Annotated in this window: 25 protein-coding genes, 1 tRNA gene, 1 rRNA gene and 1 pseudogene; 10 read left to right on the top strand and 18 right to left on the bottom strand. The window is 66.8% G+C overall.

All coding sequences use genetic code 11. The annotated features are described in order from the left end of the window. Both rrf and NPA30_RS19295 read left to right on the top strand, forming a co-directional pair. Positions 1-86: ribosomal RNA gene (gene rrf, locus NPA30_RS19300) — 5S ribosomal RNA — on the top strand; the annotation flags it as partial. Between the two features lie 1,377 nt (positions 87-1,463). Next, positions 1,464-2,510: a dipeptidase gene (locus tag NPA30_RS19295; RefSeq protein ID WP_256804419.1), complete on the top strand. Its 1,047-nt coding sequence runs from the start codon at positions 1,464-1,466 to the stop codon at positions 2,508-2,510. Here the strand turns inward: NPA30_RS19295 and NPA30_RS19290 are convergent. The 13 genes and pseudogenes from NPA30_RS19290 to NPA30_RS19230 form a co-directional block, all read right to left on the bottom strand. Further along, on the bottom strand, positions 2,500-2,994 hold the full coding sequence (locus NPA30_RS19290; RefSeq protein WP_256804418.1) for a bifunctional DNA primase/polymerase: 495 nt from the start codon (positions 2,992-2,994) through the stop codon (positions 2,500-2,502). The genes NPA30_RS19295 and NPA30_RS19290 overlap by 11 nt on opposite strands. Before the next feature lie 12 nt (positions 2,995-3,006). Beyond that, positions 3,007-3,198 carry a hypothetical protein gene (locus NPA30_RS19285; protein ID WP_256804417.1) on the bottom strand — a complete coding sequence of 64 codons (192 nt, stop codon included), beginning with the start codon at positions 3,196-3,198 and terminating at the stop codon, positions 3,007-3,009. Beyond that, positions 3,198-3,422 carry a DUF6511 domain-containing protein gene (locus tag NPA30_RS19280; RefSeq protein ID WP_256804416.1) on the bottom strand — a complete coding sequence of 75 codons (225 nt, stop codon included), beginning with the start codon at positions 3,420-3,422 and terminating at the stop codon, positions 3,198-3,200. The genes NPA30_RS19285 and NPA30_RS19280 overlap by 1 nt, the downstream gene beginning before the upstream one ends. Before the next feature lie 393 nt (positions 3,423-3,815). Beyond that, positions 3,816-5,156 (bottom strand): DEAD/DEAH box helicase, encoded by a 1,341-nt coding sequence (locus tag NPA30_RS19275; protein WP_256804415.1) that lies wholly within the window; start codon positions 5,154-5,156, stop codon positions 3,816-3,818. Continuing rightward, positions 5,150-6,091 carry a PD-(D/E)XK nuclease family protein gene (locus tag NPA30_RS19270; protein ID WP_256804414.1) on the bottom strand — a complete coding sequence of 314 codons (942 nt, stop codon included), beginning with the start codon at positions 6,089-6,091 and terminating at the stop codon, positions 5,150-5,152. Before NPA30_RS19270 ends, NPA30_RS19275 begins: the two co-directional genes overlap by 7 nt. Next, complete coding sequence (locus NPA30_RS19265; RefSeq protein ID WP_256804413.1) at positions 6,091-6,456, bottom strand: hypothetical protein; 366 nt, start codon at positions 6,454-6,456, stop codon at positions 6,091-6,093. The genes NPA30_RS19270 and NPA30_RS19265 overlap by 1 nt, the downstream gene beginning before the upstream one ends. Before the next feature lie 68 nt (positions 6,457-6,524). After that, positions 6,525-7,031: a DUF669 domain-containing protein gene (locus NPA30_RS19260; protein ID WP_256804411.1), complete on the bottom strand. Its 507-nt coding sequence runs from the start codon at positions 7,029-7,031 to the stop codon at positions 6,525-6,527. A gap of 22 nt (positions 7,032-7,053) precedes the next feature. Then, a pseudogene (locus tag NPA30_RS19255) lies at positions 7,054-7,799 on the bottom strand (ATP-binding protein). Next, a complete protein-coding gene (locus NPA30_RS19250) occupies positions 7,799-8,284 on the bottom strand; it encodes a hypothetical protein (protein WP_256804410.1) in 486 nt (161 codons plus the stop codon). The pseudogene NPA30_RS19255 and the gene NPA30_RS19250 overlap by 1 nt, the downstream one beginning before the upstream one ends. A 68-nt stretch (positions 8,285-8,352) precedes the next feature. Continuing rightward, entirely contained in the window at positions 8,353-8,505 is a 153-nt protein-coding gene (locus tag NPA30_RS19245) for a helix-turn-helix transcriptional regulator (protein WP_256804409.1), read from the bottom strand. A 203-nt stretch (positions 8,506-8,708) separates the two neighbouring features. Continuing rightward, positions 8,709-9,509: a hypothetical protein gene (locus NPA30_RS19240; RefSeq protein ID WP_256804408.1), complete on the bottom strand. Its 801-nt coding sequence runs from the start codon at positions 9,507-9,509 to the stop codon at positions 8,709-8,711. Positions 9,510-9,545: 36 nt separating this feature from the next. Continuing rightward, complete coding sequence (locus tag NPA30_RS19235) at positions 9,546-10,553, bottom strand: 7-cyano-7-deazaguanine synthase (RefSeq protein WP_256804407.1); 1,008 nt, start codon at positions 10,551-10,553, stop codon at positions 9,546-9,548. Between the two features lie 16 nt (positions 10,554-10,569). Further along, positions 10,570-11,355, bottom strand: coding sequence for a hypothetical protein (locus NPA30_RS19230; RefSeq protein WP_256804406.1), 786 nt, complete (start codon positions 11,353-11,355; stop codon positions 10,570-10,572). A 163-nt stretch (positions 11,356-11,518) separates the two neighbouring features. On the opposite strand from NPA30_RS19230, the gene NPA30_RS19225 reads away from it, so the two are divergent. The 3 genes from NPA30_RS19225 to NPA30_RS19215 all read left to right on the top strand — a co-directional run bounded on the left by NPA30_RS19225 (position 11,519) and on the right by NPA30_RS19215 (position 16,812). Beyond that, positions 11,519-12,691, top strand: coding sequence for a Fic family protein (locus tag NPA30_RS19225; protein ID WP_256804405.1), 1,173 nt, complete (start codon positions 11,519-11,521; stop codon positions 12,689-12,691). Positions 12,692-12,781: 90 nt separating this feature from the next. Continuing rightward, positions 12,782-14,371 carry a hypothetical protein gene (locus NPA30_RS19220; RefSeq protein ID WP_256804404.1) on the top strand — a complete coding sequence of 530 codons (1,590 nt, stop codon included), beginning with the start codon at positions 12,782-12,784 and terminating at the stop codon, positions 14,369-14,371. After that, positions 14,368-16,812, top strand: a complete 2,445-nt coding sequence (locus tag NPA30_RS19215; RefSeq protein ID WP_256804403.1) for a phospholipase D-like domain-containing protein — start codon at positions 14,368-14,370, stop codon at positions 16,810-16,812. The genes NPA30_RS19220 and NPA30_RS19215 overlap by 4 nt, the downstream gene beginning before the upstream one ends. Positions 16,813-16,972: 160 nt before the next feature. Here the strand turns inward: NPA30_RS19215 and NPA30_RS19210 are convergent. Both NPA30_RS19210 and NPA30_RS19205 read right to left on the bottom strand, forming a co-directional pair. Beyond that, positions 16,973-17,049, bottom strand: a tRNA-Met gene (locus NPA30_RS19210). 167 nt (positions 17,050-17,216) lie between these two features. Beyond that, the gene (locus NPA30_RS19205) at positions 17,217-18,878 is read right to left on the bottom strand and encodes an AMP-binding protein (RefSeq protein ID WP_256804402.1); all 1,662 of its coding nucleotides are present in this window, start codon (positions 18,876-18,878) and stop codon (positions 17,217-17,219) included. A gap of 183 nt (positions 18,879-19,061) precedes the next feature. Between NPA30_RS19205 and NPA30_RS19200 the strand changes: the two genes are divergently transcribed. The 4 genes from NPA30_RS19200 (at position 19,062) to NPA30_RS19185 (ending at position 23,481) form a co-directional block, all read left to right on the top strand. After that, entirely contained in the window at positions 19,062-20,102 is a 1,041-nt protein-coding gene (locus NPA30_RS19200; protein WP_372338866.1) for a glucokinase, read from the top strand. A gap of 64 nt (positions 20,103-20,166) precedes the next feature. Beyond that, the gene (locus tag NPA30_RS19195) at positions 20,167-21,987 is read left to right on the top strand and encodes an ABC transporter ATP-binding protein (RefSeq protein ID WP_256804400.1); all 1,821 of its coding nucleotides are present in this window, start codon (positions 20,167-20,169) and stop codon (positions 21,985-21,987) included. Between the two features lie 24 nt (positions 21,988-22,011). Beyond that, a complete protein-coding gene (gene dapB / locus NPA30_RS19190; RefSeq protein ID WP_256804399.1) occupies positions 22,012-22,821 on the top strand; it encodes a 4-hydroxy-tetrahydrodipicolinate reductase in 810 nt (269 codons plus the stop codon). A gap of 39 nt (positions 22,822-22,860) precedes the next feature. Then, positions 22,861-23,481: a 2,3-bisphosphoglycerate-dependent phosphoglycerate mutase gene (locus NPA30_RS19185; protein WP_256804398.1), complete on the top strand. Its 621-nt coding sequence runs from the start codon at positions 22,861-22,863 to the stop codon at positions 23,479-23,481. Positions 23,482-23,531: 50 nt separating this feature from the next. On the opposite strand, the gene NPA30_RS19180 is transcribed toward NPA30_RS19185, so the two are convergent. Further along, positions 23,532-24,413 carry a bifunctional helix-turn-helix domain-containing protein/methylated-DNA--[protein]-cysteine S-methyltransferase gene (locus NPA30_RS19180; RefSeq protein WP_256804397.1) on the bottom strand — a complete coding sequence of 294 codons (882 nt, stop codon included), beginning with the start codon at positions 24,411-24,413 and terminating at the stop codon, positions 23,532-23,534. Between the two features lie 153 nt (positions 24,414-24,566). Continuing rightward, positions 24,567-25,082: a DUF2244 domain-containing protein gene (locus NPA30_RS19175; protein ID WP_256804396.1), complete on the bottom strand. Its 516-nt coding sequence runs from the start codon at positions 25,080-25,082 to the stop codon at positions 24,567-24,569. 70 nt (positions 25,083-25,152) lie between these two features. On the opposite strand from NPA30_RS19175, the gene nth reads away from it, so the two are divergent. Continuing rightward, positions 25,153-25,932, top strand: a complete 780-nt coding sequence (gene nth / locus NPA30_RS19170; protein WP_372338865.1) for an endonuclease III — start codon at positions 25,153-25,155, stop codon at positions 25,930-25,932. On the opposite strand, the gene NPA30_RS19165 is transcribed toward nth, so the two are convergent. After that, a complete protein-coding gene (locus NPA30_RS19165) occupies positions 25,838-26,650 on the bottom strand; it encodes a sulfate transporter family protein (protein ID WP_256804394.1) in 813 nt (270 codons plus the stop codon). The genes nth and NPA30_RS19165 overlap by 95 nt on opposite strands. Positions 26,651-26,656 lie beyond the last annotated feature (6 nt).

The raw sequence follows: 26,656 nt of genomic DNA, 5'->3' as shown, positions 1-26,656 counted from the left end.
CGATCCCATTCCGAACTCGGCCGTGAAACGCCCCAGCGCCCATGATACTTCGTCTCAAGACGCGGGAAAGTCGGTCGCTGCCAGGTCTGCCAATCGCAAGCCCGCTTCTCTCCAAACCAACACCCCAAACACCCAACACAGAACACCGCGCGATGCCGTGTTGTCTTCACGCAGCAGAGCGCACGAGGCAGCGTCAACGCGCCCATCCGCACGCACGCCGGCCGCGCCGATGCATGCCGCACGCGTGCCCGACTGCCGCAGCGGGCCAGCCCGCCGCAATGACAGGCCCGCCCGCCGCAATGGCAGGCAGACACCCCAACGCGAGCGCCCTGACGCCGCGCGGCCATGGGCGGGCGTCCCCCGCGTCGCGTCGCATAGCCCCGACACGGTTGCCGAAGGGCACATGCCAGACATGCACGGCAGCCTCTATCCTCCCGCCTTCCTGCGCGTCATCCCATGCGTGCCACAGGACGGACCGGCTGCAGGCCGCAAGGGCAGGCCAGCCATCTCCGCGGACGTGCGCCCACGCCGCGCGCCCAGATGCGGGCCTCCCCGCGCCGCGCAGCACGCCGCTTGCAGCGCCGCGCTCCACGCAAAGGCGTGCGTCGCGCCCGGTCCCGCAGCGGGAGGACGGGCGCTCGGCCGAGGCGCAATGGCCGCCTGTCGATCGGCGCATGTTGAACCCGCCGGGTTCGGCGCCGGGTCCCCAGGACTGCGCCGGACCGCGGGCCGCAGGCTTGCGTGAAGGCGCCCCGTCCGTTCGACAAGGCGGCGACGCCGAGCGTGGCTCCGAACCGACTGCAAGCGGCGTCGCGTTGCAAAGCTCCGACACGGTTGCCGAAGGGCACATGCCAGACATGCGCGGCAGCCTTCTATCCTCCCGCCTTCCTGCGCGTCATCCCATGCGTGCCACAGGACGGACCGGCTGCAGGCCATAAGGGGATGGCATGAGCGATCGCAACGAGACGACGCAGCTGCTCGAAGCGCTCGAATATCGGCGCGTCGCCGCGCTCGTCGCCGGTGACGGCGCCGTCCCCACGAGGCGATGTCGACATCGTCATCCCTCCTCGATGGTGTTGCGCCCGCGTGCGAAAACTGCAGGCGGCATACGCCGACTGGAGCCTCATCGCACCGATGGGGGAGAGGTTGAAGAAGGGTCGGCGGATCCCGCCGCACCGCGCGGCACTCGTCGCCGACGGGGCCGCAGATGGGGCGGAGGAGGAGGTTGGAGCGGGAATGGCGGTCGGTCGCTGCTTGCGGATCCTCTGGAGGGTGCGCTGCGGGTGTCCTGAATGGCCGCGGGGCTCGGCGCTGAACCCGGTTGGCCCGCCGGTCGTGACCGCGAGGCCTCCGATGCACTATCCAGACCGCGCTCGGCCGGTGATGTTCGGGACGAGGTGTCACCGCGCGCGGACGGCGCTGTCGAGGATGGCATCCTGCCTGCGGACTGCTAAGCTTCGCCGATGAAACCGACTCTTCCCGTCTTTGACGGTCACAACGACCTCCTGCTCCGGCTACTGGACAGCGACGACCCGGTGACATCCTTCCTCCAAGGCCGTCCCGACGGTCACATCGACATGCCTCGGGCTCGTGCGGGCGGATTGGCGGGTGGCTTCTTCGCCGTCTACGTGCCGTCGCCCGACGCGGTCCTGCCGGACGAGCGCGGCGAGCCACCCTACGATCCGCCCCTGCCGGCGCCGCTGGCGCTCGACACGGCTCGGACCACCGCCCTGCGGATGATCGCACTCCTGCTGCAGCTGGAGCGCGAGACGCGCGCCCTTGCCGTCTGCCGGAGCGCCGCCGCGATCAGGGGGGCGATGGGGGAGGGGCAGATCGCGGCGATCCTGCACATGGAGGGCGCGGAGGCGATCGATGCGGATCTCGACATGCTGCACGTGCTGCATGCCGCGGGGCTGCGCTCGCTCGGCCCGGTGTGGAGCCGCCCGACGATCTTCGGTCATGGCGTGCCGTTCCGCTTTCCGGGGTCGCCGGACACCGGCCCCGGGCTGACGGAGGCCGGCGAGCGCCTGGTGAGGGCGTGCAACGCGCTGCACATCCTCATCGATCTCTCCCATCTCAACGAAGCCGGCTTCTGGGATGTCGCCCGGATCAGCCACGCCCCGCTGGTTGCAACCCATTCCAACGTCCACGCCCTCTCGCCCTCGGCCCGCAACCTGACCGATCGCCAGCTCGACGCGATCCGCGACAGCGGCGGCATGGTCGGCCTGAACTTTGCCACTGCGTTCCTGCGGCCGGACGGGCGCACGCGCGGCGACACCGAGCTCGAGGTCATGGTGCGCCATCTCGATCACCTGGTGGCGCGTCTCGGCGAAGCCGGCGTGGGGCTCGGCTCCGACTTCGACGGCGCGCACATTCCCGATGCGATCGGTGATGCGGCTGGGCTGCCCGCCCTGTTCGACGCCCTGCGGCAGCACGGCTGGGACGAGGCGATGCTGCGGCGCGTCGCCCACGAGAACTGGCTCGGCCTGATCGAGCGCGTCATCGGCTGAAGCGGGAGCTGCTTGCGCGGCGGGGACCGAGGCGTGGCGTGCGGGAGACGCGGCCCACCGCGGTCGGGTGCCTGCTGCTCACACCGTGCTCGTCCTGGCGGCGCTGCGGCGCAGTGCGTCCGGAGGGCTTTGGGCAACGCTTGGCGGTGCACGAGGTCGGATGTTGCCGCCCTCGCGGCTGCCGGCCGGCGCGATGGCTTCGCGCAGCTGCGTCCGGCCACGCATAGGGCTGGCCGGTGTCGGGATGCTCGGCAGAGGCCACGAACTGCTGTCCGAGGCAGAGCATTTCCAGGGGCGCGCGCCGGATCCCGGCGAAGGGCTCGGTCGCGCGATAGACCAGGAGCCGCTTTGGCGGCTTGCCGATCCTGAGCGCCGGCGTGTCGCCCAGCCGTTCGCGGGCCAAGCGTTCGATGTGCAGCGCCAGCTTGCCATCCTCGGCGATGTCGATGTCGAGCGCGGCGACCGCACCGCCCACGATACCCACGCCGCAGTCGGGCTAGGTCGACCAGGTCGCGACCTCAATCTCGGTCGTGGCGCGGCTCGCATGCCGGTTCCACTGCGGGTAGTCGTGCCAGGCCGCGCGGGCGAACTGGCCCGGCTTCTTGGTGCCAGGCGCGATCGGCAGGATCGCGTAGCCGTTGGTCACGAGGCGCGCGCCGACGCGCGCCATCCATGAGGTGTCCGCCATCAGAAGGGCACCTCCGGGATCATGCCGTCGAGCCGCGCGCGATCCTTGGCTGCCAGGTCGCGCAGGTGGTCGCAGTAGCCGGTGACGATCACCTCGACGAAGGTGTCCCACTCCTCCTCGGTGAGTTGGGCAAGATCGGTCCGGCCGAGGCTGTCGAGATAGGCGCCGCCGGCCTTGCCGCCCTCGACCATGGCCGCCGTCTCATTGGGGGTCGGATCGATCATGCCCGACCTCCGGTGGCAGATGTCCTGGCAAGCCCGGCTGCAGAGGTCTCGGCGGCTCGTGTCGCGCCGCGGGTCGGAGACGCGGAAGCGCGCGTCGAACCAGCCCCAGCAGCGGGATTCTCGATGGCAGACGGCGCAGAGCCTGGCACGGCGATAAGGCATGGGGCGAACCTGTAGGCGTGATTTCGGTAAAGCGGCCCGCGGGGCGGACGGCGATCTCGGTGGGGCGACGCAGCTCGTCCGCCAGGATGAGCGCTTCGTCGACGGACTCGGGCACATCCAGATAGGGCGCCCGCTCGCGCCACCAGCTCGCGGCCTTCCGGCGCGGATAGCCCTCGTGCTCGAAGCAGACCCATTCCGTGTGGAAGGCGAACCCGCAGCGGTAGGTGACCTTCAGCGAGACCCGCCCGCCGCGCTTCTAGTGGCGGCTGTAGGTGACGTCGGTGACGCCGACCCATGCGGCTCGCCGGTCGACAGCACCTCCAACGTCGAGGCGGTCGGCTCGAGCTTCACCTCGCGGCCGGGGAACTCGAAGCCGCAGCCGGGACATTCCAGCGCCGCGATGGCAACGATGGTCCCGCATTCGGGGCAGATCTTCGTGGGCGGCGGCCCGTCGCCCGGACCGCCCGGCCGCTTCGGCCGCACCAGATCTATGGGGCCATGCCGGCGGACATTCCCTGCGAAACTGAGAACGAGGCAGTTCTCCTTGCCCTCGGCGAGCCGCGTGCCGCGACCGGCCATCTGGACATAGAGACCGGCCGACTTGGTGGGCCGCCGCATGGCGATCAGGTCCACGGCCGGCGCGTTGAAGCCCGTCGTCAGTACGCCCATTGAGGCCAGAGCCTTGATCTCGCCGCGCTTGAAGGCGGCGATGATTGCGTCACGCTCGTCCTTCGGCGTCTTGCCGAAGATGGTGGCGCAGCTGACCCCGCGGCAGCGGAACTCCTCGGCGACATGGGTGGCGTGGCGCACGCCCGAGCAGAAGGCGAGCCAGGACCGGCGCGTCTCGCCATGGGCGATCACCTCGGCCACGGCCGCGCGTGTGATGGCGTCCTGGTCGACCGCGTCCTCGAGGTCGCGCGCGATGAACTCGCCGCCGCGCGATCCCACACCGGTCACGTCGAGGCGGGTCTTCGTCTGCTTGGAGATGAGCGGGGAGAGATAGCCCTGATCGATCAGGTCGCGGACCGACACCTCGTAGGCGATGTCGGTGAAGAGCGCGTTCTCGCCCTCGTGCAGCATGCCGCTGTCGAGCCGGAAGGGCGTCGCCGTCAGCCCGATCACCTTCAGCACCGGGTTGATCGCCTGCAGGTCATTGAGGAAGCGGCGATACATGGTGTTCGACCGGCCGGGGATCAGATGGGCCTCGTCGATCAGCACCAGATCGGCATGGCCGATGCGCGTCGTCTTGTCGTGGATCGACTGGATGCCGGCGAAGAGGATCCGGGCCCGCGCGTCGCGGCGGCCGAGACCGGCCGAGTAGATGCCCGCCGGCGCCTCTGGCCAGAGTCCCAGCATCTCGGCATGGTTCTGCGAGATCAGCTCGCGGACATGGGTGACGACGAGCGCACGCTGTTCGGGCCAGGCCTTGAGCACGCCGTCGATGAAGGCGGCCATGACGAGGCTCTTGCCGCCGGCCGTGGGGATCACGACGAGCGGGTTGCCGCTCTCCTTCTCGAAATAGCCGTAGATCGAGGCGATCGCGGCCTGCTGGTAGGGGCGCAAGGTCAGCATGCGGCGGCCTCCTCTTCGCGGGCATCGTTGGTCCAGACCGAGCCGCCGCGCATGCGGTAGGAGACGAAGTCCTCGCCTGCGTCGGTCACCTCGCCGGGCACGAGATCGGGGATGAACAGGTGCCGAGGGCAGGCGCGGCGCTGGTCGGCCGGGTCGAGCAGCCGGTCGTGGCGCGCACAGTGCCAGCCACCTTCGACAGGCGTCGAATGCAGGCAGGACCGGCAGGTAACCGCCGCGGCGTCCTCACCGTGGCAGAGCCCGTGGTGGTCGCAGAACCGGCACTCGAACCAGGCGGGATCCGCGCTGATCTGCTCGGGAGGGTGCTGGGCGAAGATGATCCGCCGCGCCTTTTCCAGCAGGCGTTCGCCCATCTCGGGATCGGCCGGGACGCGCTCGATGTGCAGGGCGTCCGTGTCCTTGCAGACCGCGACGTAGAGCGCCCGCGTGACGCCGGTCAGGTGCATGTAGACCTGCATCTGCGCGGCGTGCTGGGGCTTGGCGAGCGCGACACCCTTGGCGATCAGCTCGGCAAAGCTCTTCGCGGAATGCGTCTTGAACTCGACGACGTGCCAGGTCTTCGGCGCTTCGAGCAGGCCGAGGGCGACGGCGTCGAGCGAGCCGCCGAATTGCCCGCCATGGGCCTCGACGCGGAACTGCCGCCCGGTCTCGGGATCGACCTCCAGCACCGTCGCGCCGGTGGCGCGCAGGTCGCGGACGAGCCGGGCCTCCTCCAGCTGCCCGGTCTCGAACAGCCGCAGGATGCGGCCGGTATGCCGCGCGGGCGCCCAGCGGAAGTCGTACCAGAGCGCCCGGGCGCAGGACTTGCCGATGAGCGAGGCACCAAGATGGTCGCGGAAGCCGTCGCCCTGCCGGGCCTCGTAGGAGGCGTAGATCGCGGAGAGGGTCGGCGTCGGGGGTTCGGGAAGCTCGGCCATCAGCACGCCTCCTTCCGCTCGAGCCGCGCCCGCGCCTCCGCCAGCACCGCGGTCCAGGCGGTGCTGTCATGGCGCTCGCGCAGGACGGCGATGATCATGTCCTTCAGCCGTTCGCGCCGGCGGCGGCCACCCTGACGGGCGATAAGCTCCGCGCGCTCGCGGTTCAGGTGGCGCAGCGCCGTGCGCGCGCGGTGAAACCAGTCGGGGTCGATCGGCTTCGCCGTCCGCTGCCGCGCCAGATCGGCGGTCGCGATCTGCGTGCGGATCTTCGCGATGGCGTCCTCGATCTCGATCAGGCGCCGGGTGTCGTCAGGCAAGCCGGGGGCGTTCGCGGCCGCGCAGGCCGCGTCGGTGGTGTTGGTCATGGTCGGTCTCTCGGGTCTGGCGATGTTCGGGCCGCGAGCCGAGTCTCAGCCCGCGACGGCCGAGGGCGTCAGCTCTTTCGGTTCCAGGGCGCGGTGGCCGGGCGGGCGGGCGCCGACTGCGCGGGCGCGCTGGCCGGCTGCGTGGCGGCGGGCTTGGGCGAGGTCGCCTGCGCCGGGGCCTCCGGCACCAGGTAGCGGATCGTGTTGCGCTCGCCGTAGCCGTCCTTCGGGGGCTTCACGCCGACCTGGATCGTCATCGGGATCAGGTGCAGTTCCTCGCTGTCGTTCACCTGCAGCTTGCCCGTGGCGTGGCAGATCGCCGACAGCGTGCGCTGCGCGATCTCGACCGTGGTCGGGTTGGCGTTCACCAGGTTCAGCTGGTCGAAGACCTTGCGCCCCTGCTGCGGCCCCTCGAGGATGTCCAGCATCAGCCAGAGATACTTCCCCATCCCGTTCTTCGTGACGCGCATCTCGCTCTCGACGATCCAGGCGCGATACTTGCCCGTGGGCAGGATCTCGTAGGCGGTGGTGGGCTCGATGCCAGCGGCGTCAAAGGCGGTGTCGAAACGTGCCATCGTGTTGTCCTTTCAGTCGTAATCAGGCAGATTGGGGCATGGCGGCCAGGAACTCGGACCACTCGAGCGGGAGAGTTTCCGGCAGGCCGTAGCGGTTCTTGGCGAGGAAGGCGGGGCGCTCTTCGGTATGCATCACACGCGCACCCGACCCGAGCGCCCGGGTCACCTTCTTGTTGAAGCCGACGTCGGACTTGCTGACCGAGATCCGGTAGTTGGCGAAGAGCACGACGTCCGAGTGCTCCTGCAGCAGCGCGGAGGCGCGAGCCTGCAGCTTGATCACGTACCGGTCGTAGGGTCGTGCTCGGGGCTGTCGAAGCGCTTGATGTCGGTGTGGGCGATCTGGATGACCGCCATGCCCTTCCGGTCGCGGAGCCCGTTCAGCTTGTCGATGTATTCGCGCCAGATGGTCAGCGCCTCGGCGTAGCCCTTGCCGAAGCCGGGGCTTTCGATCGACTGCCAGCCGTTGCGCCGGCAGGCCTCGGCCCAGATCAGCGGCTCCAGCCAGTCCACGCTGTCCACGACGACCGTGGAATAGGCGTGGTTCTCTTCGAGCAGGGCGTCGAGCGCCTCCGCGACCTCCGCGTAGCTCGTCGCCAGCGGGAAATGCGGCACCTGCAGCTTGCCGAGACCGTCCTCGGTGAGGACGAACACCGGCGCGTCGGCGGACGCGGCGAAGGTGGACTTGCCGATGCCGGCGACGCCGTGGATCAGCACGCGCGGCGGGCGCAGAGCTGTCGAGGTTTCCAGGGATGCGAGCGAGATGGCCATCAGCGCGCCTCCTCGTCGAACAGCAACCGGAACTTCGGCTTGGCCGTCCGGACCGTGCGCGCGGGCTCGAACTCCCGGCGGATGTCCTTGGGCCAGGCCGTGTACTTGCGCTCGGGCACGCTGAACGCGATGTCGACGTACTCTGCGGGATCGGCGCCGTCGGCCCGGATGCGCTCGACTAGGTTGGCGAGGGTCGCCTGGTCCCAATCGACCCGCTTGGCGAGCTCCGCGACCACGGTGACCGGGCCGTCCTGCAGCCGGACGGTGCCGGTGTCCTTGCCCTCCGCGCGGCGGGCGTCCTGCGCCTGATCGCCGTACTTCTGCGCGATGGCGCCATCGAGCCAGTCGCTGAGGCTCTTGGCAGCGCGCAGCCGCTCGTCTGCGTCCTGCTTCAGGAGGGCCAGCTGGTCGCCCGGCAGAGCGGCGATCTCGCCGACCGGCATGGTGGGAATGTCGTCGAGGGAGATGCGGTTGGGGATCGTCATGGCCGCCCCCTCACACCAGCTTCACGGCGGGCTTGTCGGCCGTGCTCGAGCAGTGCCGGTTGGCCTCGCTAGGCCTCGACATCCTCGAGCCGGTACACGACCCGGCCGCCGATCTTGATGAAGGCGGGGCCCTCACCGGTCCAACGCCAGCGCTCCAGCGTGCGCGGGCTGATCTTCCATCGAGCTGCCAGCTCGGCTTGGTTGAGATGCGTGACAGACATCCGAAACCTCATTGAGTTGTCCGTTGTTCACCCCGGCACGTTGGTGCGCCCGGATACACGAACAATTTCAATGCTTTGCGGCCTTGCGTATATGATCACGCCCGGATTTTCTTGTGACGTCTGGACAAGAAAAAAGCCCCGAAAAACGGGGCTCTGCTGGGCAGATTGTGACGTTGTGCGCGGTGGCCTGTGACTTCGGCGGCTTATTCCTGTGACGCAGCCGGATTCGGGGGCTGAATGTCGCCGAGGGCGATCTCATGCCACGCCGGGTTGAGGCGGTATCCGGCGCGTTCCTTGGTCTCGATGAAACTGTCTTGATCGAGCGGGATCCCGAGCATCACCGCCAGCGGGTCGAGCGCGTCGCGCAACCTGCGAAGTTGTTGGCGCATCGACTGCTCAGACACTTCCATTGTCGCCGCCACATTGTGAGGCGTCATGAACGGGATTTCCGAGCGTGTGCGTTTGGCGCTGCGGAAACTCTCGATCAGCGCGTTCACGAAGCGGTAGTTCGCACCTTCAAGACAATACCCGCCATGAAAAAGCACCTGCCCAGCGCCATGATCCATCGCGAACTCAAGAATGGGAGCACTGAGCCGGTCGACGAAAGCCGTTACATGCTGATCATAGTTTGAGCTTGGGGCGATCTCGACACGGTCGCCACGCGCGAAACAGGTCGCCAGGAGCGAACCAGCCGGAACCTCGCCCCTGAAAAGCGGGCCAGCATGTTCGCTCGCGCCCCGAGCGATGACGTCTTCCACGGATCGCGCGTGCCGCTGGAACAGATCGAACAGATGTGCGCTGGCCTCATCGGCTGTCAGATCCGGGAAGTGGTCAAGGGCCGAAACAATCTCCGGAAGGTCGACAAGGAACCGGTCCTTTGTCATCGAGCCGATCTTCCTGAAGAAGGACACATAGTGCATCGCCATTCGAAGGCTGTCATCAACGCTTCGATCGCTCAGGAGTAAATCCTTCTTGTATTGGTCGGCGGGATCATGATCAGCCATTCCCGCAGCCAAGACAGCGAACCTTCGATCGATGCATTACGAACATACTCCGCAGTGCGTGTGCCTTCTCGTCCGACTGTGCGTGCGGGTACAACTCACCGTGGACCCGATCATGTCAGCCATGCCCGCGGCTGCTATCGTCTCGGTGACCTCCTTCTTGGTGAGCCACTGGAGCGGGGTCCGGATCTCGATCTGGCGGTCGAGGAGGGTCGAGAACAAGTCCTCGAGACCACGGAGTACCTTGGGGTGCGTGGTGCGCGTGGCTCGGCCGCCGACCATGTCCCCCGCCAGCGGCGGGTTGATGCTGACAACCCCGTTCTCGTAGAAACTGAAACCATCCTTCCCGGACATCCGCGCCACGACCAGCCCGATGCACGCGAAGAGAAATGATCGGGTTCTCTGGGTGTACTCGGCCGGCTTGATGTCCGTGTTCGAAACCCACACCGGGACGTAAGACAGCCGCCGCCCGTAGCCGCGCTGCTTCAACGCGTCGACCAGGGTCGCCTGGACATTCTGGACTTTCGGCACCGACCAGTGGCCAACCAAGGTGACAGACTTGCCCAGCGTGACGATGTCGTTGACCGCGCCGGCGAAGGAATCGACGCCGCCCGAGAACAGCGCCACCTCGTCGTTCTCCTGGAAAGCATCAAGGAGTTCGTGGAAGTAGGGATCGCGCGGCTGAACCGGCGCTTCGGCCTTGCGGAACCGGAATGCATAGCTGTCGTCGGAGAGGAAGCCGAGGGTTTCGACCAGCAGTTCCTGCACCTCTTCCCCATTCCAGATCTCGGGATGGCGCACAGGAATCGAGAAGGTCAGACTGCGGCGCGAATCCTTCCCGTAATCCATGAGCATCTCGGTCCCGCGCTTGATGCGCTGATCGACGCAGTAGACGTATGCCGCGATCTCCAGAAGATCGATCAGAAGGTCGGGATGTTCCCGACCATCGAGCGGCTGATGGAGTCGATCCTCAGATTGACGTTCTTGCCGGGGTCGCTCACGTTCATCGCGAGAGCGCCATCTTCGGATGCCTGCCGCACGCCGCATTCAATCAGGCACCGTTTCACTTTGGCCCCTTCCTGTTCTTGAGCTCGATACTGATCTTTTCGACGGCATAGGCCGAGAATTTTCGAGCGTCGTTCTTCGATATGTCCTTGCCGTCCCGATACTGGTTCTTGCCGAGCCAGTCCCTGGCGAAGGCGCGCATGATCAGCGCCGCTTCCATGCAATGGCGGCGTATCGCTGAATCGTATGTGGCGAGATCATGGACTGAGGACACAACGCGATCGGCGCCGACGAGTTCATGCAGGTTTCGATCGACATAGTAGTGGATGACGCGCTCCACGGTATTTGCGTGGAAGTGGTGGGCCAGAGCACCGAACTTCTCGGGTGACCTCAGTGCAGCCACCGAAGCCTGCACATCGTCCGCCGTGGGGGACCACATTGGCATCCCGGCTCGCACAGCATCGCCGAGCGCGGTGAGTGCTGCCTGACGGGCGATCTCGCCAAGGTCCGTGGCATCCCGATGTTCGCGCCGCTGCACGCGCTCCAGCGCATTGTCGAAGGCAACCATCAGTTCCGCGACTGACGTCGGCCGCTGTGCGCCCATGCCGATCTCGGCGAGAGCCGCCCCGAAGTCCCTCGACGCGGCCGCCTGCGCCAACCTGATGAGCAGCCACAACGCTTCCACGAAGACAGGATCCTTAAGGGCACGCTTCAGTGCATTCCGCCCCACTTCGGTGATCTGTTCCACCAAGTGCGCGGTGGGCGTGCCACCGGTCACCAGATACCTGACGATGTCCGGCAGGTATCGGTGGGTGGGGAGTTTTCCGAGGCGCTGATGTCCCATCGCGCCACCGGTTCAGAGGGTACGGCCCGGACCGGATCTGGCGCGGACAGAGGGAATGAGCACTCGACAAGAAAAGGAACCTTCCGTTAGAACCACGACAAAGAAAGTAATATGCGATATCCTTTCTCAGGTAGCCCGCCAAGGAAAGGATCCTTTTTCAACCATGGCGTTATCACCGGAGCCATCACGGTTGGGTCAGCGCGTGGCCATCTCGACCGCAGGCGAACGCGCAGAGGCGTACGTGCCGCCACCCTTGCCGCCGGCCCCGCCGGTGAGGATGGATCGGCTCTACCGTCAGCTCGAGCGCGCGAACCGCGCGATCGGCCGGCTCGATGGCGTGACCTTCATCCTGCTCGACACCCCGCTCTTCCTCTATATGTACGTTCGCAAGGAGGCGCTGTCGTCGTCGCAGATCGAGGGCACGCAGTCGTCGCTCTCCGACCTGCTGCTGTTCGAGAGCGAGGAAGCGCCGGGCGTCCCGCTCGACGACGTGCAGGAGGTCTCCAACTACGTCGCCGCCATGAACCATGGCCTCGACAGGATCCGCGAAGGCTTTCCCCTTTCCCTGCGCCTGATCCGGGAGATCCACGCCATCCTTCTTGAAAAAGGACGCGGGAGCACGAAGCAGCCGGGGGAATTCCGGCGTTCCCAGAACTGGATCGGCGGAACGCGACCGGGCAATGCGCTCTTTGTCCCGCCACCGCCCGAGCACGTTCTCGACCTGATGTCGGACCTGGAAGCGTTCATCCATACCGACGCTCCGGAGATGCCGACCCTCATCAAGGCCGGGCTGGTCCATGTGCAGTTCGAGACCATTCATCCGTTTCTCGATGGGAACGGCCGTCTCGGCCGTCTGCTGATCACCTTCCTGCTCTGCACGCAGGGCATCCTTAAGGAGCCGATCCTCTATCTCAGCCTCTACTTCAAGACGCATCGCCGCCAGTACTACGACTTGCTGCAGCAGGTCCGGGAGAACGGCGACTGGGAGACATGGCTGGAGTTCTTCCTCGACGGCATCGCCGAGACCTCTCTGCAGGCATCAGAGGCAGCGCGCGAGATCCTCGCGCTTTTCGAAGCCGATCGTCACAGGATTGAGGATCTCGGGCGCCCGGCCGCATCCGCTCTCCGGGTCCACCAGCTGCTTCAGCAGAAGCCGATCATCGGCATTCCCGCGGCGGCGCAGCGGCTGAGCATCTCGCCCCCGACAATTGCGAAGTCGATCCAGCATCTGGAGGATCTCGGCATCGTGCGGGAGGTGACGGGCAAGCAGCGTGGCCGGATGTATGTCTACAGCGACTACTTGAGCATACTCAGCCGGGGAACAGAGCCCCTGTGATTCAGAGATCTGCCGAAACCGGTCCTGCGGAGAAGGCAGACGGGGAAAGGCATCGGGAACGAGCGAATTTCGGAACAGGAACTGAGAACGTTGAACGAGCCGGCCGAAAACCAGGATCTCATCGCCTTTCCCGAGTGGACCGAGTACCGCAAGAAGAACGGTCTCGACCCGCTCGGGATGCAAAATAGCAGCGTAAATCTCTACCAGTCGCTTCTGCCCGGCATATCGAACGTGACGCTGCGGATGCGCTACTACGGGCTCTATGCTTGGCTGGCGCAGCGTTATGCCAAGGAGATCGGCGATACCGACCCGAACAACTGGAAGCGGCACGTAAGGCGTGCTGAAGCGCTTTATGCGCTCGTCGCAACGCACCATGGAGGTGAGCCCGGCGTCGCCGGAACGGACTGGGCCACGAGAGCGCTCGAAGAGGCGCCAAACGACACCATCGATTTCAAGGAGGCTGCCGAGCCTGGCAGCGAGGCCTACTACCTGAAACAGGCCTGGGGCGCTTTCGGCGCAGCCTATCGCAGTCAGCTCTTTGACATCGGCATCTTCGACCGCTCCGACGACCATGAGATTCCGCTGCCCAGCAAGGACCTTGGTGAGGGACTTGCTCAGGCCTTCGAGCACTCGCTCGGTTCACGGGCTGAGCTCTATTTCAGGCTGATCAAGCTTGGATCGGTCACTCACGACGAGCTCGATGAACTCGCTCCCTTGCTGCCTTCAGGGATTGCTAGAGAGAGCTCGGAGCAGAAATTCTACGAAGCAATTCTCCTCTCACGCGCCAGCGCTCCGTCGAGCGGGGCGCTGGCGCGCAAGCTGAGCATCCTGCTGATCCTCAAGGTGGCGGACTTCCTGGAGCGGGAGCCCCGAGCCGATGAAGTTCGATGGGTGCTCTACGCGGGTCACGATCAGCAAGGAAACATCCTGAGCCTCGACGATCCATCGCTCGAAGTGCAGCGGTCGCGATGGTGGGTCTATCACGCAAATGATCTGTGCCACATCGCTCATGAGGTGCTGCTAAAGTTCACGCTCGATACGTTGGGTGATTATCCCTCTGGTCTGGGAATGGAGCGACTGATCGGGCGCTGTGCGCAACACATTCTATCAGAACTTTCACCTGTGCCGGAAACTTGGTCGGCCCTGCTTGAGGGGTTGGAGCCTGCTTCGAACGCCTTCAATGAAAGCGATCCCGACTCCGAGGTTTCGCTGACCAACGAGATCATTCGGGCCGGCCGTGACGACGCGCGGATATGCACGCCTGACACGGCAGCAAAGGCCATTCGCCTGCTTGCCATACTGCATCGACGGATTGACCTGGCGGGGACGGACCTGAAGGAGCCATTCGGCGGCTTCAATCCAGACGCTTTCCGGTCGCTGCTAACTGAAACGCGAGTCCTCGATCGGCATCGCGATGCCCCATTCGGGCAGACGATAGAGCGTGTCCTCGAAGAACGGGTGATCCGTCGGCATCTATGGGTTGCCTTGCGAAAGCTGCGCCACCAAGGAGACTATACGTTCCTGATCGAGTCCGATGACGGCAAGCTGCGGCTCCGCGAGAAGGACGGTCCGGTTTTCACCAATCCGCGGCTTGGCCCCGCCATTACCTTCCTCAAAGATATTGGGCTGCTGTGCAACGGCGGCCTTACCGAGGCGGGGCGAGAGGCCATCTATTCATGAGGCTGTACGAACGCTTCGCCGACAAGGGCTATCACAGCAGCATCGCCACGACCTTCGATATCGATTTCGATGCCTACGAGAACATCGTACTGCCACGCATCCGGGGGGCCGGTTGCCGCAACAACATGGTCCTCGCTGACGCACGCATGCTGACTCACGCACTTGGCGGAGCCTCGCCGCTGCCAAGGCAAGCGGGAAGACTCTACACCGCCTCTGGAGCGCAAGTTGCGGGCCTGTTTCACCCAAAGCTGTTCTTGCAGATCGGACGTCAGGGTGGTCGCCTGATTATCGGGTCTGCCAACCTGACGGCAGCAGGCCTCGCTGGAAATCTGGAACTCGTCACGCTTCTCACCTCTGGAGTTGAAGATAACGGCGCGCAGCGTCTGATCGCCCAAGCCTATCGCTACCTCTCCAGCCTTATCGATCCGGCTGACCCGATGCTTCCGACGCAGTTCGAGTGGATGCTCGCCCGCGCTGCTTGGTTGCGTTCTGCAGCACCTGCCGAGGGACCTGTCGAGCTTGGCGATGGAACACGGGCAGCGCTCCTACTGTCAAACTCAGCCGAGGGCATAGGCGCCCGCTTCGCCCGCGAGATCGACGGCGAAGTGAAACGCTTGATCGTGATCAGCCCCTATTGGGATGAGCGGCTCGCAGCCTTGTCGGCTCTTGCTGAGCGGCTTCGCCCACGGGTAATCGCTGCGCTCATCGATACAGACACCGGGTTGTTCCCGCGGGATGCGACAGGGAGCATCTCCGGCATCACGCTCTATCGCCGGGACGGATTTGGAGGCAGTCGCTTCATCCATGCCAAAGCTCTGATCGCGCAAACCGATACGGCGGACCACCTCTTGATCGGCAGCGCGAACTGCACGGTTGCAGCTCTTGGCACCGGGAACACATCAGGCTCCAACAGCGAGGCAAGCCTATATCGGCAGCTGCCGCCCGGTCGGGCTGTTTCGGAATTGGGGCTGGAAAAGGTGCTCACGCCCGAGAGGCGAATTGAGGTTGAGGAACTGCCGCCGCTGCACGTCGAAGACGACATCCCGTTCGACGCCCTCTCGCAGAGTCACCCGGGCATTTTCGCGGTTCACGGCGACACACTCAGCTGGCGACCAGCTGCGCATGTCGGCGCACCCGAGGCATATGAAGTCGAATTGCTGGCTGCTTCCGGCGCGCCGCTGGTCAGCAACCCGACACGACTCGAAGGTACTGATCATCGGAGAATCCGCTTCCAGGTTGAGGCAACCGATGACCTTCCGGCCTTCGCACGACTGATCGGGCCGCAGGAGTTCACGCTAGGGATCATCACGCACGTCGATGCGCTGCAGATCGCAATTCGCGAAACACACTCACGACAAACGGAGAATGCGCTCGCTCAGCTGGACGGCGAAACAGAAGCCACCCTCGCTTTGCTCGAAGTGCAGGACTTGCTCGAGAAGATCGAACATCGCGATGCCGACGGGCATGGCGAAGGCGTCTCCATCCCGAAGGCTCGAAAGGAAACGGATGAAGGCGGCCAGAAGCATCGCCAACTGAGCTACGACGACTTCATCGCTGGTCGTCGGCCACACCAATCGGGGCATGTTCAGCACAACAGCCTCGGCGGCAGCGACGTCTCAATCGTCCGCGGCTTTCTGAACCGGATCGTCGGGTTGAACTCGCTCGTAACGCCGGTCGATGAGAACGACGAGGACGCTCTGAAGGCTGCCTTCGATCTCGGGGACGAGACCCAGAATGCCGAAGCCGCGATGGCGGCAGGGGAGGAGTTCGCGGCCAAACCGACTTCGCGGCCAGTTCAGGACGAAGGCGAGGAAGAGCAGCGTCGCAACGCTCGTCGGGCGAAGGCGACGAAGGATCAGCTTGTGAAGGCGGCCGCGGACTTCGCCAAGCGCATCGAGCTCAAGCAGGAGAGTGGCAGCCTTTCGTCCCGCGATTTTCTGCGGCTTCGCGCTCTACTGATGATCATCTGTGCCGCCTCGTGGAGAGGCACGGACAAGGCAGGCGAAAAGCCGAAAGATCGGACAAGCTTGCAGGTTCTTCCCGTGGAGGGCGATCCCAACAGTTGGCCCTACGTCCTCGGACGGCTGATCTTCAAAGTCTTCGGCGGGTCAAAGCCCGCGATACGATGCTTGAAGCTCGACAGCGTCCACGACCAACTTCCTGCCGACTTGCTCGAATGCTGGGCCACCTGCTTCTGGTGCATGCATGCTTGCCTGTGCGCACGGCTCTCACCAGGCGAACGCACCAAGATACAGCGCCACATCCTTCCCTTGATGGAGCAGGTCTATCGCAGGACGCACCTCTTGAAGGACGAACTGCTTGCGGCGTCGATCACCGATGTGATGGACGGAATGAGCATCCAGTACGCTGATCGGCTTGGCATCGATGCAGAGGCGCTGTCGCGGGCACATCGGTCAGCCTGCGAGAGGATCTTCCCTTGAGGGGCGCCGCTCATACTGCACTCATTTCGGCCCGTGCTGATTTACGAAGCGATATGAAGGACTTCGGCCCCTCTTGCTTCCACAGTGCTTCCACGTGCCGCCCAAACGCAAACGCCGCCCCGGAGGTCGGCGCGTAAGCGTTTGGAAACGCCTGTAGATTTGGTTGCGGGGGCAAGATTTGAACTTGCGACCTTCAGGTTATGAGCCTGACGAGCTACCGGGCTGCTCCACCCCGCGCCAAACGGACCGTCGCGTCCGATGGGCGTGATATAATCGAGCCGGTTCGCAATGTGAAGGGGGTGTGACGCAAATCGTCCGGCCTTCTCGCCGACGCTTGAGCGAGGGCCGGCGGAGCGGCGCCGCACCGGGCGTGGCGGTCCCGATGCCCCACCGCCAAGCGCAAGTCAGCCCTCGCGCAGGGCCCGTCGCAGGATCTTGCCGACGCCGCTCTTCGGCAGGTCGTCGCGGAACTCGACATGACGCGGCCGCTTGTAGCCGGTCAGCGTCTGCCGGCAGAACGCCTTGACACTCTCGGCCGTCAGCGACGGATCGCTGCGCACCACGAAGAGCTTGACGGCCTCGCCGGAGGTGTCGTCGGGCACGGCGATCGCCGCCGCCTCGACGACGCCCGGCATGCGCGTGACCGCATCCTCGATCTCGCCGGGATAGACGTTGAAGCCGGAGACGTTGATCATGTCCTTCTTGCGGTCGACGATGCGGAACCAGCCGGCCTCGTCCATGACGGCGATGTCGCCGGTGCGCAGGAAACCGTCCTGTGTCATCACCGCAGACGTCTCGTCCGGCCGCTTCCAGTAGCCGGCCATCACCTGCGGACCGAGGATGGCGAGCTCGCCGGGCGTGCCGGGCGGAACCGGTGCGCCGGCGTCGTCGAGAATGGCGATCGTGGTCGAGGGCAGGGGCAGGCCGATGGTGCCGGTATAGTCGCTGCGGTCGGTCGGGTTGCAGGCCGCGACCGGCGCGCTTTCCGACAGGCCGTAGCCCTCGCAGATGCCGCAGCCGGTGACGTCCCGCCAGAGCTTGGCCGTCGCCGGCTGAACGGCCATGCCGCCGCCGACCGAGAGCTTCAGCGACGACCAGTCGACCTCCTTCGCCGCGGGATGGCGGGCGATCGCCCCAAACAGGGTGTTGACCGCCGGCAGGAAGTGGAAGCGGTGCCGCTTCAGCTCCTTCAGGAGCGCCGGGATGTCGCGCGGGTTGAGGATCAGGAGGTTGGTGGCCCCGGCGGTGAGGCCGAGCATCAGGTTCACCGTGAAGCCGAAGATGTGGTAGAGCGGCAGCGCGCAGACGAGAAGCGGCTCCTCGTCCTTCGGGATCGAGTCGAGCGCCGGACCGAACCAGGTGACCGACTGGAGGACGTTGGCGACGAGATTGGCGTGGGTGAGCGTCGCGCCCTTCGGCGTTCCCGTGGTGCCGCCGGTGTACTGAAGCGAGGCGACGTCATCCGGTCCCAGCGTAACCGGAGCGTACGCCCCGGCTTCGGCGAGCGCTGTGCGCCAGCGCTTCGCACCCGGCAGAGAATAGGCCGGCACCAGCTTGCGGACATGGCGCACCACGGCATTGACCGCCCAGCGCTTGGGCGCCGGCAGCATGTCGCCGACCGCGGTGAGGATCACGTGCTCGACGGGCACCTCGCCCCGCACGGCCTCGAAGGTGTGGGCCATGTTCTCCAGGAGGACGATGGCGCGGGCGCCGCAGTCGACAAGCTGCTGGCGGAGTTCGTGCGGCGTATAGAGCGGGTTGACGTTGACGATGACGAGCCCGGCGCGCAGCACGCCCGCGATCGCCACGGGATACTGCAGCACGTTCGGCATCATCAGGGCGACCCGGTCGCCGCGCTGCAGGCCGAGACCCTGCAGGTGGGCCGCGAAGCGTTGCGAAGCCTCGTCGAGTTCGCCGTAGGACAGCCGTGCGCCCATGAACCGCAGCGCCGTGGCGGTCCGGTGCTTGGCGAACGCATCCTCCATCAGCGCGCAGAGGGAGGCATAGCGGATGTCGATCTCGGCCGGCACGCCGGGCGGATAATGTGCGATCCAGGGCTTCTGCACGCGGGTCCTCCCATCACCGCTCTAGCGCAAACCGAGGCAAGACCCAACAGCGGTCGAGCACAGAGATAGGCGGCCTGCCGGGCCTCGGGTCCAGGCGCAGCGCGGCGCGGCGCGGCTTTGCTTTCGCCCGGTCGATCGACTAGAGCCTGTAGCAACAAGCGGAACTGCGGACGCGGCATGCCATTGACCCCAGGCGACCAGGCCACCCTGACCTTCCCGGTGCTGATCGGGGACATCGGCGGGACCAATGCGCGCTTCGCCCTGTTGACCGATACCGAGAGCGAAGCCGCATTCCACGCCGTGGTGCGCACCGCCGACCATCCGAGCATCGACGCTGCGATCCTCGACGCGGTCTATGCCGCAAGCCCCCTGCGGCCGAAGAGCGCCGTGCTGGCGGTCGCCGGCCCGGTGGATGGCGACGAAATCGACCTCACCAATGCCGCATGGGTGATCCGCCCACTCCAGATGCTGACGGCGCTCGGCCTCGAGGAGATCGTGGTCCTCAACGATTTCGAGGCGCAGGCGCTGGCGGTGGCCGCCCTGCCGGCGCAGTCCTTGCAGCAGCTCGGCCCCGGCGCGGTGCAACCCTCCGCCAGCCGCGTCGTGCTCGGTCCCGGCACGGGCCTCGGCGTCGCCGGCCTCGTCCAGGCCCGCGGCCTGTGGATCCCGGTCGCCGGAGAGGGCGGTCATGTCGACTTCGGACCGCGCACGCCGCGCGATGAGGCCATCTGGCCGTATCTCCAGCCGATCGAGGGCCGCATCTCCGCCGAGCAGATCCTGTGCGGGCGCGGCCTCGTCAACCTCTACCAGGCGATCTGCCAGGCGGACGGCCGCAAGCCGGACGCCCTCGCGCCGGCCGCCGTCACCGAAGCCGCGCTTACAGGCGACGATCGGCAGGCGCTCGAAGCGGTCCACCTCTTTGCGTCCTATCTCGGCCGTCTCGCCGGCGATCTCGCGCTGATCTTCATGGCACGGGGCGGGGTCTATATCGGCGGCGGCATCTTCCAGCGCCTGCTCGCCCTTGTCGATCCACAGGCGATGCGCGAGAGCTTCGAGGACAAGGCGCCGCATCGCCATCTCCTGCAGGACATGCCGCTTTTCGTGGTGACCGAGCCGCTGGCGGCGCTCGTCGGCATCGCCGCCTTCGCCCGCACCCCCGGCCGGTTCGGGGTCGAGCTCGCCGGTCGCCGATGGACGGCTGCCGCCGCGCCGGCCGCGCCGTGATGGGTTCGCCGTCCCGCATGATCTATGGAGACCGAGTGAAGAACCGCGATCACGGGTCCGACGCGTGAAGAAGCCGACGATCTCCCTCACCGATCCGAACCAGCGTGGCCTCGTGCTGCGTCTGTTGAGGCGGGTCATCGCCGAGAACGGGCGGGACTATGTCGGCCAGTATGCGATCGCGATCGGCTGCCTCGTCGCCGTCTCGCTGACGACCGCCTTCATGGCCTGGATCATGCGCGACGTGATCGACGACATCTTCGTCGAGCAGGACCGCACGGTGCTCGTGTCCCTGCCCCTCGCGGTGTTCGTGTCCTTCATGATCCGCGGCTTTGCCAGCTACGGCCAGGGCGTCATCCTGTCGAGGATCGGCAACAACGTCGTGGCGCGCTACCAGCGCCGGCTGTTCGCCCATCTGACCGAACTGTCGATCGACTTCTTCTCGGAGAATCGCTCGGCCCATCTCGCCGCGCGGATCAACCAGAACGTCTCGGGCATCCGCGACACCCTCAACCTGACGGTCACCTCGATCGCAAGGGACCTTCTCAGCCTGATCTTCCTCATCGGCGTGATGATCTGGCAGGACCCCGTGCTGTCGTCCATCGCGCTGTTGGCCGGACCCTTCATCGTGTTGATGATTTCGCGCCTCGCCCGCAAGCTGCGCGTTGCGACGCGCCAGTCGATCGACCTCAATGCCCGTGTGCTGGCCTCGATGCAGGAGGCGGCGCAGGGCATTGCGGTGGTCAAGGCCTTCACGCTGGAGGAGCCGCTGCGCCAGCGCATCGAGCGGCTGATCGCGGCGGCCGAGGAGCGCTCGAACAAGATCGCGCGCATCACCGAGCAGTCGGCACCGGTGACCGAGATGGTCGCCGGGCTCGCCGTGGCGGCGGTCATCGCCTATTCCGGCTACCGGGCAATCGAGTACGGCTATACGCCCGGCTCGATGTTCGCATTCATCACGGCGCTCCTGCTCGCCTACGATCCGGCTCGCCGTCTTGCCAAGCTGCAGGTGCAGCTCGAGCGCGCGCTGGTGAACGCCACGATGATCTACGAGGTCCTCGACACCAAGCCGCGCCAGCCGGATGCGCCGGGTGCGCGCATGCTCACGGTCGAAAGCGGCGAGATCCGCTTCGAGAACGTTACCTTTTCCTATTATCCAGGCGAACCGGTGCTGCGCGGGCTCAGCTTCACCGCACCCGCCGGCAAGACGACGGCGCTGATCGGCGCATCGGGCGGCGGCAAGTCGACCGTCGTCGCGCTCGTGCAGCGCTTCTACGACCTGGAGACCGGGCGCATCACGGTCGATGGACACGACATCGCCGGCGTGACCAAGCGCTCGCTGCGCTCGCAGATCGCCTATGTGCCGCAGCATCCGTACCTGTTCGAAGGCACGATCCGCGACAACATCCGCTTCGGCCGCCCGGACGCCACCGATGCCGAGGTGGAGGAGGCGGCGCGGCTCGCACAGGCCGAAGAGTTCATCGTCACGCAGCCGCAGGGCTACGACACGCCGCTCGGCGAGAACGGCGTGACCTTGTCCGGCGGCCAGCGCCAGCGTCTGTCGATCGCCCGCGCGCTCGTGCGCGATGCGCCCATCCTGCTCCTGGACGAGGCGACCTCGGCGCTCGACACCCGCTCCGAGACGCTCGTTCAGGCCGCGCTCGATCAGGCGATGAAGGATCGCACCGTGATCGTCGTCGCCCATCGGCTGTCGACCATCGTCAACGCCGACCGGATCCTCGTCGTCGACCGCGGCACGATCGCCGAGACGGGCACCCACGGCGAGCTGCTGGAACGCCCGCAGGGGCTTTACGCCCGCTTCTACGCGCTGCAGGGGCAGGACGGGCGCTCGCGTTCCGAACTGATCGCCGAAACGGTGCGGCGATGAGCACACCCGAACAAGGATAAGGCGATGAACACGACAAGGCTGGTCGTTGCGGGTGCTTCCGGCCGCATGGGCCGAGCGCTCGTGCGCGCGGCGCACGCGACGGAGGGCATCGACCTCGTCGGCGCGACGGAACGCGAGGGCGCCGCGACGCTCGGCGCGGACGCGGGCGAGCTCGCCGGGCTCGGGCCGCTCGGCGTGACGCTCGTCGCCGACATCGGCGCAGCGCTCGCGGGGGCGGACGTCGTCGTCGACTTCACCGCGCCCGCCGCGAGTGTCGCTCTTGCGGCGACGGCCGCAGATCATGGGGTCGCGCACGTGATCGGCACGACCGGCTTCTCGGCCGAGGACGAGGCGTCGATCGTCAGGTCCGCCGGCCAAACGGCGATCGTCAAGTCCGGCAACATGAGCCTCGGCGTGAATCTTCTCGCGGTGCTCGTGGAGCGCGCGGCCGCGTCCCTCGGTCCGGACCTTTTCGACATCGAGGTGCTCGAGATGCACCACCGCCACAAGGTGGATGCGCCGTCGGGCACCGCGCTGCTGCTCGGCGAAGCCGCAGCCCGCGGGCGCCGTGTGGCGCTCGACGAGGCGAGCGTGCGGGTGCGCGACGGCCACACCGGGCCGCGGCCGGAGGGGTCGATCGGCTTTGCGACGCTGCGCGGCGGCTCGGTGGTCGGTGAGCATCACGTCATCCTTGCCGGCGACGGCGAGCGGATCGAGCTGACGCACCGGGCTGAAGACCGGTCGCTGTTCGCGCGCGGCGCAATTCGAGCCGTCGCCTGGGCGAAAGGTCGGCCGCCCGGTCTCTATTCCATGCGCGACGTCCTCGGCCTCTGATCGGCCCGGCGCCCGCAGGCATCACCACGGAGGAACACCATGGAACGCGTTCTCGTCCTCGTGCGGCACGGCCAGAGCGAGTGGAACCTGAAGAACCTCTTCACCGGCTGGCGCGACCCGGACCTGACCGAGAAGGGCGTGGAGGAGGCGCGCGATGCCGGCCGGCGGCTGAAGGCTGCGGGCCTCGCCTTCGATATCGCCTTCACCAGCGCCCTCTCGCGTGCCCAGCGCACGCTCTCGCTGCTCCTGGAGGAGCAGGGCCAGACCGGGCTGGAGACGATCCGCGACGCGGCGCTGAACGAGCGCGACTACGGCGATCTCTCCGGCCTCAACAAGGACGACGCCCGCGCCAAGTGGGGCGAGGAGCAGGTGCATGTCTGGCGCCGCTCCTACGACGTGCCGCCGCCGGGCGGCGAAAGCCTCAAGGACACCGGCGCGCGCGTCTGGCCCTACTACATCCACCGCGTCCTGCCGCGGGTGATGCAGGGCGGCGGCGTGGTCGTCGCGGCGCACGGCAACTCGCTGCGCGCCATGGTGATGGCGCTCGACGGCCTCAGCGGCGAGGAGATCGTCAGCCGCGAGATCGCGACCGGCGTGCCGATCGTCTACCGGCTGAACGCCGACACCTCGGTCGCCGAGAAGACCGTGCTGGAGGGCTGACGCCCGGCACAGGGCGCGGCAGCGGGCTTCTCGGGCCCGCGCCGGTGCGGCTATCGGCGCGCCAGCAGGCAGGCCTCCCAGCCGAGCATCGCGCGCTTGCGCGACAAGCCCCAGTGATAGCCGGTGAGGGCCCCGGACTTGCCGACGACGCGATGGCAGGGGACGACGAAGGAGATCGGGTTTCGCCCGACGGCCGCACCGACCGCGCGGGCGGCCTTGGGTGCGCCCACACGCTCGGCGATCGTCGAATAAGTCGTCGTCTCCCCGACCGGGATCTCGAGCAGCGCCTGCCAGACACGGATCTCGAAGTCGGTGCCGATCATCACGACGCGCAGCGGGCGCTCGCACTGCCACTCCGACGGACGGAATGCGCGGTCGGCGTAGGCACGGGTGAAGGCGTCGTCGCGCTGAAACCCGGCCTGCGGCCAGCGCCGCACCATGTCTTCGAGCGCCGCCGCATCACCGCCATCGGACGCGTCCGCGAAGGCGACGCCCGCCAAGCCCCGCTCCGAGGCGACCACCAGGGCACGCCCGAAGGGCGAGGAATGATAGCCGTAGGACAGCGCCAAGCCGCGGCCCTTGTCCTTGTAGCTGCCCGGCGACATCGCCTCGTGCTTGACGAAGAGATCGTGAAGGCGCGAAGGGCCGGACAAGCCGACCTCGAGCGCGGCATCGAGGAGCGAAGCGCCCTCGCCGAGGAGGCCGCGCGCCCTGTCGATCGTCACCGCCTGCAGGAAGGCCTTCGGCGTGAGGCCCGACCAGCGCTTGAACGCCGTCTGCAGCTCCTCCGGCGAAAAGCCGACCGCCGCAGCGACGGCCGCAAGCGAGGGCTGGCCCCGATACTCGGTCGAGATGAACTCGATGGCCCGGCGCACGATGGCGTAGTCGGACGCATCCTCGCCCTCGGCATGCGGGACGGCGGCGCGAACCATCGGCCCGCTCTCAAACACATCTGCCGCTCTCTGCAACATGACCCGATCCTTTCGATGACGGATGCACCCAATCAGGCCGGCTGGCCGTAGACCACCCGATTTCCTGCATCCGCACCCGCGCAGTCCAGCCGCCGCTGCGGCCGGACGTCTGCTTCAGCCACGCTTGGCCGTATGCAGCGCGCGGTTGAACTCGCCGGCGAAGCTTTCCCGGTCCTCCGGATTGAGGAAGGCGCCGATCTCGGTCGACCGGCCCTCGCCACGGACGGCCATGTGGGTGATGCCGTATTCGTCGTGACGCCGCACGAGGAACCGGGTCCAGAAGGGATTGTAATGGGCCTCCCGCACGACGCCTTTGGCCGAGATCTTGCGAATCGAGAGATCGGTGCGCGACACCGCCACCTCCTCGCGCGCCCGTGCCGAGCGGTAGCTGGCCCGAAAGGCGAGCCAGACCAAGAGGACGTCGAGCCCGAAGAAGCCGAACACCGGCCAGGCGCCTCGCATCAGGAAGGCGATGCCGCTGATCAGGCTGACGGCGCCAAACCCGAGCATCAGGATCGAGAAGCCGCGCCGGCCGAGCGAGCGATAGGGCACGAGCAGCGCCCGGAAGAGCGGCTCGTCGGAGGCGTTGACTGCGGAGGGTTCGTCCCGCAAGGGCGCGTTGTCACTCATGGCGGCCTGTCGCTATAGGACGAGGATGGCAGAAAACGATCCGACCGCCAAACCCCGTCCCGTCACGTCGATGCGAGGCCGTGCCGGCGCGGCGACCTCGGCCGCGAAGGCGCCGATGCGTCGGCCGCGCATCCCGTACAGCCGCGCCGAGATCGAGGAGATCTTCAGGCGCTTCGCCGTGCAGCGACCCGAGCCGCAGACCGAACTCGCCTACACCAACCCGTTCACGCTGCTCGTCGCGGTCGCGCTGTCGGCCCAGGCGACCGACGCCGGGGTCAACAAGGCGACGAAGGCGCTGTTCACTGCCGCTGCCACGCCTGAAGCCATGCTCGCGCTCGGCGAGGAGCGGGTGCGCGACTTCATCAAGACCATCGGCCTCTTCCGCAACAAGGCCAGGAACGTCATCGCGCTCTCGCGCGCCCTCGTCGAGCATCATGGCGGTGCCGTGCCGCCCGACCGGGCGGCGCTGGAGGCGCTTCCGGGCGTCGGCCGCAAGACCGCGAACGTCGTGCTCAACACCGCCTTCGGCGAACCCACGCTCGCCGTCGACACCCATATCTTCCGCCTCGGCAATCGCCTCAGGCTCGCACCGGGCAAGACGCCCGAGGCCGTGGAAGCGGGGCTGATGCGGATCATCCCCAAGCCCTATCTGCGGCATGCCCATCACTGGCTCATCCTGCACGGGCGCTACGTCTGCAAGGCCCGGCGGCCGGAATGCGACATCTGCATCATCGCCGATCTCTGCAAGGCGCCGGTCAAGACGACCGCCCTGCCGGCGCCTCTCGTTCCGCTGGCTCCGCCGGACGGCGGACAGGGCGAGGGGTCGGCGGCACATCTGTCGCCGGGCTGACGCCCGCAACGCCCAGCGAGCCCTCCCGCAGCGACAGTCGCTGATGCAGGTGGACCATCATGGCGGCAGCGAACAGCGGCGTCAGAAGGTTCAACACCGGCACGGCGAGCACGGCGCCGATGGCGAGCCCACCGCCGAACACGGTTGCGGCATGGCGCCGGCGCATCGCCCTGGCGTCCGCCTCCGGTCGATAGCGCATCGCCGCAAACTCGAAATACTCCCGTCCCAGCAGGTAGCCGTTGACGAGAAAGAAGGCGACGAGGTTGACCCCGGGGACGAGCAGCAGCGCGAAGGCGAGGAGATTGCCGAGGATGACGATGCCGAAGAACTTGATCGAGCTCCAGACGCCGACGAAGAACGGCAGCGGACGCCCCGGCGGCTGCGCCGGATAGGTCCCGCGCTCGACCACCTCTGCGACGTCGTCGAGGAAGAGGCCGGCGATCACCGCGCTGATCGGCGCGATCAGGAAGGTAAGCAGCAGCGCCAGCAGCAGACCGGCCGCCCAGCCCGCGAAGAGGCCGGCCTCGTCGAGCCACGCCGGCATGTCCGGCGAGAACTGCGCGAAGAAGGGGATCGCGACGTGTTCAAACAGCGCTTGGACGGCGAACCAGCCGCCGATCAGCACCAGCACCGTCAGTCCGAGCGTCTTCCACAGGACCGCGCGGAACGGCGGCGAGAGGACGTCGGACAAGGCGCGGAACGCGGCGCTCAGGATCATGGCAGC

The sequence above is a fragment of the Mangrovibrevibacter kandeliae genome (assembly GCF_024519155.1).
GTDB lineage: Bacteria > Pseudomonadota > Alphaproteobacteria > Rhizobiales > Rhizobiaceae > Mangrovibrevibacter > Mangrovibrevibacter kandeliae.
The sequence above is the reverse complement of the archived record's forward strand: the minus strand, read 5'-3'. Positions and strand labels throughout refer to the sequence as shown.

Coding starts and splice junctions, on each gene's coding strand:
- NPA30_RS19295 (WP_256804419.1), top strand. CDS start 1,464: ATGAAACCGACTCTTCCCGTCTTTGACGGTCACAACGACCTCCTGCTC.
- NPA30_RS19285 (WP_256804417.1), bottom strand. CDS start 3,198: ATGGCGGACACCTCATGGATGGCGCGCGTCGGCGCGCGCCTCGTGACC.
- NPA30_RS19280 (WP_256804416.1), bottom strand. CDS start 3,422: ATGATCGATCCGACCCCCAATGAGACGGCGGCCATGGTCGAGGGCGGC.
- NPA30_RS19275 (WP_256804415.1), bottom strand. CDS start 5,156: ATGCTGACCTTGCGCCCCTACCAGCAGGCCGCGATCGCCTCGATCTAC.
- NPA30_RS19270 (WP_256804414.1), bottom strand. CDS start 6,091: ATGGCCGAGCTTCCCGAACCCCCGACGCCGACCCTCTCCGCGATCTAC.
- NPA30_RS19265 (WP_256804413.1), bottom strand. CDS start 6,456: ATGACCAACACCACCGACGCGGCCTGCGCGGCCGCGAACGCCCCCGGC.
- NPA30_RS19260 (WP_256804411.1), bottom strand. CDS start 7,031: ATGGCACGTTTCGACACCGCCTTTGACGCCGCTGGCATCGAGCCCACC.
- NPA30_RS19250 (WP_256804410.1), bottom strand. CDS start 8,284: ATGACGATCCCCAACCGCATCTCCCTCGACGACATTCCCACCATGCCG.
- NPA30_RS19245 (WP_256804409.1), bottom strand. CDS start 8,505: ATGTCTGTCACGCATCTCAACCAAGCCGAGCTGGCAGCTCGATGGAAG.
- NPA30_RS19240 (WP_256804408.1), bottom strand. CDS start 9,509: ATGGCTGATCATGATCCCGCCGACCAATACAAGAAGGATTTACTCCTG.
- NPA30_RS19235 (WP_256804407.1), bottom strand. CDS start 10,553: ATGCGGCGTGCGGCAGGCATCCGAAGATGGCGCTCTCGCGATGAACGT.
- NPA30_RS19230 (WP_256804406.1), bottom strand. CDS start 11,355: ATGGGACATCAGCGCCTCGGAAAACTCCCCACCCACCGATACCTGCCG.
- NPA30_RS19225 (WP_256804405.1), top strand. CDS start 11,519: ATGGCGTTATCACCGGAGCCATCACGGTTGGGTCAGCGCGTGGCCATC.
- NPA30_RS19215 (WP_256804403.1), top strand. CDS start 14,368: ATGAGGCTGTACGAACGCTTCGCCGACAAGGGCTATCACAGCAGCATC.
- dapB (WP_256804399.1), top strand. CDS start 22,012: ATGAACACGACAAGGCTGGTCGTTGCGGGTGCTTCCGGCCGCATGGGC.
- NPA30_RS19185 (WP_256804398.1), top strand. CDS start 22,861: ATGGAACGCGTTCTCGTCCTCGTGCGGCACGGCCAGAGCGAGTGGAAC.
- NPA30_RS19180 (WP_256804397.1), bottom strand. CDS start 24,413: ATGGTTCGCGCCGCCGTCCCGCATGCCGAGGGCGAGGATGCGTCCGAC.
- NPA30_RS19175 (WP_256804396.1), bottom strand. CDS start 25,082: ATGAGTGACAACGCGCCCTTGCGGGACGAACCCTCCGCAGTCAACGCC.
- nth (WP_372338865.1), top strand. CDS start 25,153: ATGCGAGGCCGTGCCGGCGCGGCGACCTCGGCCGCGAAGGCGCCGATG.
- NPA30_RS19165 (WP_256804394.1), bottom strand. CDS start 26,650: ATGATCCTGAGCGCCGCGTTCCGCGCCTTGTCCGACGTCCTCTCGCCG.